The sequence below is a fragment of the Kineococcus haloalkalitolerans genome (assembly GCF_050871905.1).
Taxonomy (GTDB): domain Bacteria; phylum Actinomycetota; class Actinomycetes; order Actinomycetales; family Kineococcaceae; genus Kineococcus.
The window spans coordinates 22,096-29,615 of the sequence record NZ_JBJLSH010000046.1 but is presented as its reverse complement, the minus strand read 5'-3'; the positions used below and the strand labels follow the sequence as shown (position 1 = coordinate 29,615).

Annotated in this window: 8 protein-coding genes and 1 pseudogene; 4 read left to right on the top strand and 5 right to left on the bottom strand. The window is 78.6% G+C overall.

Annotated elements, in window-relative coordinates; genetic code table 11:
• Positions 1-158 precede the first annotated feature (158 nt).
• The 4 genes and pseudogenes from ACRYMY_RS16295 to ACRYMY_RS16280 all read right to left on the bottom strand — a co-directional run bounded on the left by ACRYMY_RS16295 (position 159) and on the right by ACRYMY_RS16280 (position 3,439).
• Positions 159-401: a hypothetical protein gene (locus tag ACRYMY_RS16295; RefSeq protein ID WP_432548273.1), complete on the bottom strand. Its 243-nt coding sequence runs from the start codon at positions 399-401 to the stop codon at positions 159-161.
• Positions 402-427: 26 nt separating this feature from the next.
• Positions 428-658: pseudogene (locus ACRYMY_RS16290) on the bottom strand (WhiB family transcriptional regulator); the annotation flags it as partial.
• Positions 659-918: 260 nt separating this feature from the next.
• Positions 919-1,167 (bottom strand): hypothetical protein, encoded by a 249-nt coding sequence (locus tag ACRYMY_RS16285; protein ID WP_432548272.1) that lies wholly within the window; start codon positions 1,165-1,167, stop codon positions 919-921.
• Between the two features lie 163 nt (positions 1,168-1,330).
• Positions 1,331-3,439, bottom strand: coding sequence for an ATP-dependent DNA helicase UvrD2 (locus ACRYMY_RS16280; RefSeq protein ID WP_432548271.1), 2,109 nt, complete (start codon positions 3,437-3,439; stop codon positions 1,331-1,333).
• Between the two features lie 167 nt (positions 3,440-3,606).
• Here ACRYMY_RS16280 and ACRYMY_RS16275 point away from each other — a divergent pair, with 167 nt between their 5' ends.
• Both ACRYMY_RS16275 and ACRYMY_RS16270 read left to right on the top strand, forming a co-directional pair.
• Positions 3,607-3,861 carry a mycoredoxin gene (locus tag ACRYMY_RS16275; RefSeq protein ID WP_432548270.1) on the top strand — a complete coding sequence of 85 codons (255 nt, stop codon included), beginning with the start codon at positions 3,607-3,609 and terminating at the stop codon, positions 3,859-3,861.
• 35 nt (positions 3,862-3,896) lie between these two features.
• A complete protein-coding gene (locus ACRYMY_RS16270; RefSeq protein ID WP_432548269.1) occupies positions 3,897-4,562 on the top strand; it encodes a nucleoside/nucleotide kinase family protein in 666 nt (221 codons plus the stop codon).
• A gap of 22 nt (positions 4,563-4,584) precedes the next feature.
• Here the strand turns inward: ACRYMY_RS16270 and nudC are convergent, their stop codons facing one another.
• Positions 4,585-5,634, bottom strand: a complete 1,050-nt coding sequence (gene nudC / locus ACRYMY_RS16265; RefSeq protein WP_432548268.1) for an NAD(+) diphosphatase — start codon at positions 5,632-5,634, stop codon at positions 4,585-4,587.
• 138 nt (positions 5,635-5,772) lie between these two features.
• Here nudC and ACRYMY_RS16260 point away from each other — a divergent pair, with 138 nt between their 5' ends.
• Positions 5,773-6,690 (top strand): phosphotransferase, encoded by a 918-nt coding sequence (locus tag ACRYMY_RS16260; RefSeq protein WP_432548267.1) that lies wholly within the window; start codon positions 5,773-5,775, stop codon positions 6,688-6,690.
• Positions 6,687-7,517 (top strand): endonuclease/exonuclease/phosphatase family protein, encoded by an 831-nt coding sequence (locus ACRYMY_RS16255; RefSeq protein ID WP_432548266.1) that lies wholly within the window; start codon positions 6,687-6,689, stop codon positions 7,515-7,517. Before ACRYMY_RS16260 ends, ACRYMY_RS16255 begins: the two co-directional genes overlap by 4 nt.
• Positions 7,518-7,520 lie beyond the last annotated feature (3 nt).

The following is a 7,520-nucleotide window of genomic DNA, read 5'->3' as shown; positions in this document are numbered from 1 at the left end:
CGGAGCGCGCGCAGTGGGGCCCAGGACAGCGTCGTGTGGCCCGGCCGCGGGGCCAGGGGGGGGGGGGGGCGGGCCCCCCCCGCCCGGGGGGGGGGCCCCCCCCCCCTGCCCCTGGTGCCCTGACGGCGAGGCCGTGCCGGGACAGCGCGCCGGGCACGTCAGCGCGCGGCGGCGCGCAGGGCGCGGGCCCCGGCGAGGTCGACGACCTCGGGGCCGTGGTCGGCGACCGCCGCGACGGCGGCCAGCCGGGACGCGGCCAGCGCGCTCAGCCGCTCGGCGCGGCGGACGGCCACCTCGGCGCGGCGCTCGGCCCGCACGGCGCGGGCCAGCCGCGCACGGGCCGAGCGCCGGTGCAGCTCGGCGAGGCGCTCGCGCAGGAGCGCCTCCTCCACGTACGACACGGTTGTCCTCCTGGGTCCTGCCGCGCTCACGCGGCGACGGGGTGCTTGCGGGGACGGCCTCGCGGCCGCTTGCGGGGGACGACGACACCGGCCAGCACGAGCTGGCCGCCCCAGACGCCCCAGGGCTCGGCGCGCTCGAGGGCACCCGCCAGGCAGGCGGCGGCCAGCGGGCAACCGGTGCACAGCTCCTTGGCCAGCTCCACGTCCTCGGGCTTCTCGGCGAACCAGAGCTCGGCGTCGTAGCGGCGGCACGCCGGTGCCTGCGGGCGCTGGCGCTGGGCCGTCGGGCGGGCCGTCGGGTGTGCCTGGTGGCGGCGCTGCACGCCGCTCACCTCCTTCGGTCGGTCGTCGGGGCGGGCGGCGGGGTGGGCGCCGGGGCGGGCGGCGGGGTGGCGGTGCTGCGTCACTGCTCGGGTCTCTCTCGTGCTGGTGGTGCCGTGCCGGGTGAGAGGCCCGCGAACGCAGAACGGCCGCGGACCCGAGTACGGGATCCGCGGCCGTGAGAGCACCGGTGAGGTCAGTCCGGTGGGCTCGAGGTCGGGGTCCCGCGGAGCGGGGTGGTGGGGGTGGCGAGGTGGCCGGGACGCACGTCGCCCGTGCGCGGACGCACCTGTCCCCCGGTGGGGGCGGCGATGGACGCGCGGGTGCGCTCCCAGGCGCGGGACGCGGGGGCGGCGACAGCGGTGCCGCACGCGGCGGTGCGCGGCGTGGCGGCCATCAGCTCGAACGGGTTCGCGCCCGTCGTGGTGCTCGTCGTGCTCTCCACCGTGATCCCCTCCTCCCCGCGTGCGGCGCGGGTCCTCCCGCGCGACTGATCACAGACTGTAGGGCGCCCGGGCAGCGCGGGACAACGGTTTTTCCGGCGCGTTCTCACCACGACCCCCGGGACCACCGGCGGACCCGCGGGACCCGTTGCCGCGCAACGGGTCTCAGTCGGCGGGGTGCAGCAGCCCCAGCAGGTCGGCGCCCCAGCGCTCCAGCTTCGCCGGGCCCACCCCCGCGATCCGGCTCAGGCCGTCCAGGTCCTCGGGGGCGGTCTCGGCGATCGCCGTGAGGGTGGCGTCGGTGAAGACGGTGTAGGCCGGGACGGCCCCGGCGCGCGCCACCCCGGTGCGCCACTCGCGCAGCCGCTCGAAGACCGCCTCGTCGTAGGTGGGCGGGCAGTTCGAGCATCGGCCGGTCTTGCGCTCGGCACCGGCGGCGAGGACGGCGCCGCAGCCGCGGCAGCGCGAGACCACCGCGCCGCGGCGCGAGGTGCCGGACGTCGTGCCCGCGCCGGAGCGGCGGCCGGCGCCGGCCGCCTGCGGGCGCAGCCCGTCCAGGAAGCGCGACGGCTTGCGCCCGGCGCGCCCGCCGGGGGTGCGGGCCCCGGCCCACGACAGGTGGACGGCCTCGCGGGCGCGGGTGACGCCGACGTACAGCAGGCGGCGCTCCTCCTCGACCTCGTCGGCCGTCTCCGCGAAGGAGATCGGCAGCAGGCCCTCGCTGACGCCGACGAGGAAGACGACGTCCCACTCCAGGCCCTTGGCCGCGTGCAGGGAGGCCAGGGTGACCCCGTCGACCGTGGGGGCGTGCTGGGCGGAGGCGCGCTCCTCCAGCTCGGCGCTCAGGTCGGCGAGCCCGGCGCCGGGGCGGGTGTCCGCCAGCTCGTCGGCCAGGACGACCAGCGCCTGCAGCGACTCCCAGCGCTCGCGGACGGCGCCCCCGCCGGCCGGCGGCCGCTCGGCCCAGCCGGCGGAGGTCAGGACGGCGCGCACCTCGGCGCCCAGGTCGTGCCCGGGCAGGGCCGCCCGCGCGGCGCCGCGCAGCAGCACCAGCGCGTCGCGCACCTCGCGGCGGGCGAAGAAGCGCTCCCCGCCGCGCAGGACGTACCCGACGCCGACGTCGGCGAGCGCCGCCTCCAGCGCCTGCGACTGCCCGTTGGTGCGGAACAGCACGGCCACGTCCTTGGCCGAGCGACCGGCGCGCACCTCCGCGGCGATGCGGTGCGCCACGCCGGAGGCCTCGGCGACGTCGTCGTCGTAGGCGGTGAAGCTGGGCGGCGGGCCGGAGGGGCGCTGGGCGATGAGCTCCAGGCGGGCCCGCGCGTGCCGGCCGGTGGCCTGCGAGAGCACCGAGTTGGCCAGGCCGACGACCTCGGGCGTGGAGCGGTAGTCGCGCACGAGCTTGACGAGCGTGGTGCCGGGGTGGCGGCGCGGGAAGTCGAGCAGGTGCTCGGGGGTGGCGCCGGCGAAGCTGTAGATGGTCTGGCTGGCGTCCCCGACCACGCACAGGTCCTGGCGCCCGCCGGTCCACAGGTCCAGCAGGCGCTGCTGCAGCGGGGAGACGTCCTGGTACTCGTCGACGACGAAGTGGCGGTACTGCTGGCGCACGGTCGCGGCGACCTCGGGCCGCTCGTCGAGGACGCCGGCCGTCAGCAGCAGGACGTCCTCGAAGTCGATGACGGCGCGGTCGGTCTTGACGTCCTCGTAGGTGCGCACGAGGCGGGCCACGGTCGCCAGGTCCAGCCCGCCCGGCTCCCCGCGCCCGGCGCGGGTGGCGGCGCGCACGTAGTCGTCGGGGTCGACGAGCATGACCTTGGTCCACTCGACCTCGGCGGCCAGGTCGCGCACCCGGGCGCGGTCGGCGGGCAGCCGCAGGCGGTTGCAGGCGTCGGCGACCAGCGGCGCCTTGTGCTCCACCAGCGGCGGCAGCGCCCCGCCGACGGCCTGCGGCCAGAAGAACTGCAGCTGGCGCAGGGCGGCCGCGTGGAAGGTCCGCGCCTGCACGCCCGCGACACCGAGGTCGCGCAGCCGGGTGCGCATCTCCCCCGCGGCGCGCGCGGTGAAGGTGACGGCCAGCACCCGGTTGGGCACGTAGGCGCCGGAGTGGACGCCGTAGGCGATGCGGTGGGTGATGGCGCGCGTCTTGCCGGTCCCGGCGCCGGCGAGGACGCAGACGGGACCGTCGAGCGTGGTGGCCACCTGGCGCTGCTCGGGGTCCAGGCCGTCGAGGACGGAGTCCGCGGTGGGAGCGGGGGTGGCGGGCGCGGTCGTCATGGCGAGCCCCATCCTCTCAACTCCCCGGCGCGCGGCGGGCCGCCCCCGCCCGGCGTGTGCGCCCCCGGCGCGCGGAGGGGCTGTGGACCCGGGAAGAGCGCGGTGGCGGGCGCGGTTGGCACCCGTGGCGGCGCGGAGCGCGCCGCGCACCCGAGGGAGAGGTCACCATGCAGGCTCCGGCCGCCGGCAGCGTCACGATGTTCACCACCACCTGGTGCGGGTACTGCCGCCGCCTGAAGAGCCAGATGGACCGCGAGGGCGTCAGCTACTCGGAGGTCAACATCGAGGAGGTGCCGGACGCCGCGGAGTTCGTCATGCAGGTCAACGGCGGCAACCAGACCGTGCCGACCCTGCTCTTCCCCGACGGCAGCTCGGCGACCAACCCCTCGCTGGCCGAGGTGAAGTCCCGCCTGGGCGTCTGAGCCCACCCGCCCCGCCGCCCCCGCACCCCGTGACCGTGGCGTTCCGCCCCACCACGCCCGCCGAGCTGGCGCGGCGCTGGGCGCGCGAGCTGCCCGCGGGGGCGCGGGTCGGCGTCGACGGGGCCGTCGCGGCCGACACCGCCTGGTACGCCGACCACCTCGAGGCGGCGCTGCGCGAGGAGGCGCGGCCGGTGCTGCGCACCGACTGGTCCGCCTTCTGGCGGCCCCGCTCGCTGCGCCTGGAGCACGGCCGCGACGACCCCGACGCCTACCTGGCCGGCTGGCTCGACGCGGCGGGCCTGCACCGCGAGGTGCTGGAGCCCCTCGACCCCGCCGCCGGCGCCGAGCGCGCGTGGGTGCCGTCCCTGTACGACCCGGCCAGCGACCGCTCCTCGCGCGCCGCGCGCGAGGCGGCGCCGCCGGGCGCGGTGCTGCTGCTGACGGGCTCCTTCCTGCTGCGCGACGAGGTCCGCTGGGGGCTGGACGCGGTCTGGCACCTGCGGACCTCCGACGCCGCCGTCCTGCGCCGCGCCGGCGAGGAGGAGGCCGGGCGCGTGCTGGGCGCCTGGCGCCTCTACCGGGAGGAGCTGGCCGCCACCGGCGCCGGCGAGCCCACCGGCCCGCACCCGCCCGTCGGCCCGCGCGTGCTCGTCCTGCGCTGCGAGGACCCCCGCCGCCCCGCCGAGGTCCTCCCCGGCTGAGCGCGGACCCGCCGTCCGGCTGTCAGGCCCACTCGCCGCCCGCGGGGACGGGCAGCGGACCGCCGAACCAGGCCTCGATGAGGCGGCGGGCGATCGACACCTCCGGCGGGGGCAGCACCCGCCCGGCCGCGACCTCCTCGGCCAGCTCCTCGCGGGTGAACCAGCGCGCCAGCGCGATCTCGTCGCCGTCGACGCGGATGTCCGTCGTGGTCGCCCGCGCCGCGAAGCCCACCATGAGCGAGGCCGGGAACGGCCACGGCTGGCTGCCCAGGTAGACGACGTCGTCCGGGTCGGCGCCCACGACGACGCCCGCCTCCTCGAACGCCTCCCGGCGCACCGTGTCCTCGAAGCACTCCCCCGGCTCCACGAAGCCCGCCAGCACGGAGTACCGGTTCTCCGGCCACACCGGCTGGTGGCCCAGCAGCAGGCGGTCGTGCGGGTCCACCACCGCCATGATCACCGCGGCGTCGGTGCGCGGGAAGTGCTCCTTGCCGTCCGGCTCGACCTTCACCCAGCCCCCGGCGGTGGCGCTGAGCGCCTTGCCCGTGCGCGGGGAGAAGCGCGTCACCGCGTGCCAGTTGCCCATCGACAGCGCCTCGGTGAACAGGCCCGCGTCCCGGGCGCTCAGCTCGGCACCCACCTCGCGCAGGCCCCGCCACTCCTCCCCGCCGGCCGACCCGTCGGCGCTCTCCGGCTCGGCGTCGCTGGAGACCACCGCGACGTAGTCGAGGGTGCCGTCGGTGCCCAGGTACAGGCGCAGGTCGTCCGGGCCGGGCGCGGGCACCTCCGCCGGGGAGCGGAGCACGATCTCCAGGCCGCGGCGGGTCGGCACGACGGGCGCGCGGCCCGCGTGCACCTGCAGGACGCGCGTGGCCGGGGACGCCCACAGCCGCTCCAGGAGCTCCTGGCCGCCGCGCCGCTCGCCGGCGCGGTCCAGCTGCTGGCGCGAGAGGGCCAGCGCGCGCAGCGGGCCGGTGGGCAGGGGGACCTTGACCGCCCGCCCGTCCTGCCCGGGCGCGCCGGGCGCGTCCTGGGGTCGGTCGGCCGCGGTCACGTCGGGGCGAGCGCTCACCAGCGCACTGTAGGCGCGCGCCGGTGCGCCCACCCGGCGGCGGGTCACGGCGGCGGGTCACGGCGGCGGGTCACGGCTGCGGTCGCGGCGGGGTGGTGGGCGCGGGCGTCCCGCGGGGGCGGGCAATACCGTGGGCGCGTGCCCGACCGCTCACCGCAGAAGCTCGCCGCGCTCGCGACCGCCGCCGTGCGCGGCCTGGACGTCGTCGCGTGCGGGCGCGCGGAGGCCGACGGAGCGGACTTCGACGTGGCCGTCGTCGTGGACGCCGCCCAGGGCCGCTGGACGGTGCGGGCGTCCCGGCGCACCGCGGCCGCGGCCGCGCTGGACGCCGAGACGGGGCTGCTGCGCGCCCTGCAGGGCCGGGTGCCGTTCGCGGTGCCCGCGGTCGTGGGCACCGTCGACCTGCCCGACGGGGGCCGCTGCGTCGCGCACCGCGAGCTGCCCGGGGTGCCGCTGGAACCGCACGACCTGCGGCCCGGCCCCGGCCTGGCGGCCTCGGCCGGCAGAGCGCTGGCGGCCGTGCACCAGCTGGACGCGGCGCTGTTCGCCGACGCCGGCGTGCCCGTCTACGACGCCGAGGAGTACCGGCGCCGCCGCCTGTCCGAGCTGGACCGCGCCGCCGCGACCGGTTTCGTGCCCCCGCGGCTGCTGACGCGCTGGGAGGCGGCCATGGAGGACGTCGCCCGCTGGCGCTTCGCCGCCACCCCCGTGCACGGGGACCTGGTCGCCGAGCACGTGCGCACCGACGGCGAGCGGTTGACCGGCGTCCTGGGCTGGGTGGACGCCAAGGTCGCCGACCCCGCCGACGACTTCGCCTGGCTGGCCGTGGGCGCCGAGCCGGACGCGCTGGAGTCCGTCCTGGAGGCGTACGCCCACGCGCGCGTGGAGGCGCCCGACCCGGACCTGCTCGTGCGGGCCCGCCTGGCCGGGGAGCTGGCCCTGGCCCGCTGGCTGCTGCTGGGGCTGCGCACCGAGGACGAGGACGTCGTCGAGGACGCCCGGCGCATGCTCGACGAGCTGGACTCCCACGCCGACGCGGCACCGCTCGGCTCGTGACGGGGGCCACCGGCGACGCGCGGTTGCGGCTGGCGACCGTCAACGGCGCCTCGGGCCGCGACACGCCCGGCGGCGGGTACGCCGCCGACCGGCTGGCCGAGGCCGTCGCCGACCTGGCCGCCGACGTCGTCGCGCTGCAGGAGGTCGACCACCTGCTGCCGCGCTCGGGGGCGGTGGACCAGACGGCGCTCGTCGCGGCGGCCTGCGCGCGCCGCACGCCCGGCGAGGACTGGTGGCACCGCTTCACCGCCACCGTGCACGGCACGCCGGGCCACCCCGAGGACCTGCGCCCGGCCACCGCCACGGACCCCGCGGAGCCGTCCTACGGCACCGCGCTGCTGACCCGCCTGCCCGTGGAGCGGGTCGACGAGCTGCGCCTGGGCGCCGGCCGGGCCCGCCTGCCGCTGCTGCTGCCGTCGCCGGCGCGCGGGCCGCGGCTGGTGTGGATCCCCGACGAGCCCCGCGTCGCCGTCGCCGCGGTCCTGACCGGCCCGGCCGGGCCGTTCACGGTGGTGGGCACCCACCTGTCGTTCAGCCCGCCCAGCTCGGTGCGCCAGCTGCTCGCGGTGCGCCGGTGGCTGGCGCCGTTCCCCCGGCCGCTGTTCCTGCTGGGCGACCTGAACCTGCCGCCCGCGGCGGTGCAACCGCTCAGCGGGATGGCACCGCTGGTCACCGCACCGACGTTCCCGGCCCCGGCCCCGCGCGTGCAGCTGGACCACGTCCTCGCCGACGGGCTGACGTGGCCGGTGCGCGCGGCGGGCGCGCACCGCGTCGGCGGCAGCGACCACCTGGGGCTGGTCGTGGAGCTGGAGACGCCGTCCCCCTGAGCC

Excerpts from the sequence above, each read along its gene's own strand:
- ACRYMY_RS16280 (WP_432548271.1), bottom strand. The coding sequence starts at position 3,439 with ATGACGACCGCGCCCGCCACCCCCGCTCCCACCGCGGACTCCGTCCTC.
- ACRYMY_RS16275 (WP_432548270.1), top strand. The coding sequence starts at position 3,607 with ATGCAGGCTCCGGCCGCCGGCAGCGTCACGATGTTCACCACCACCTGG.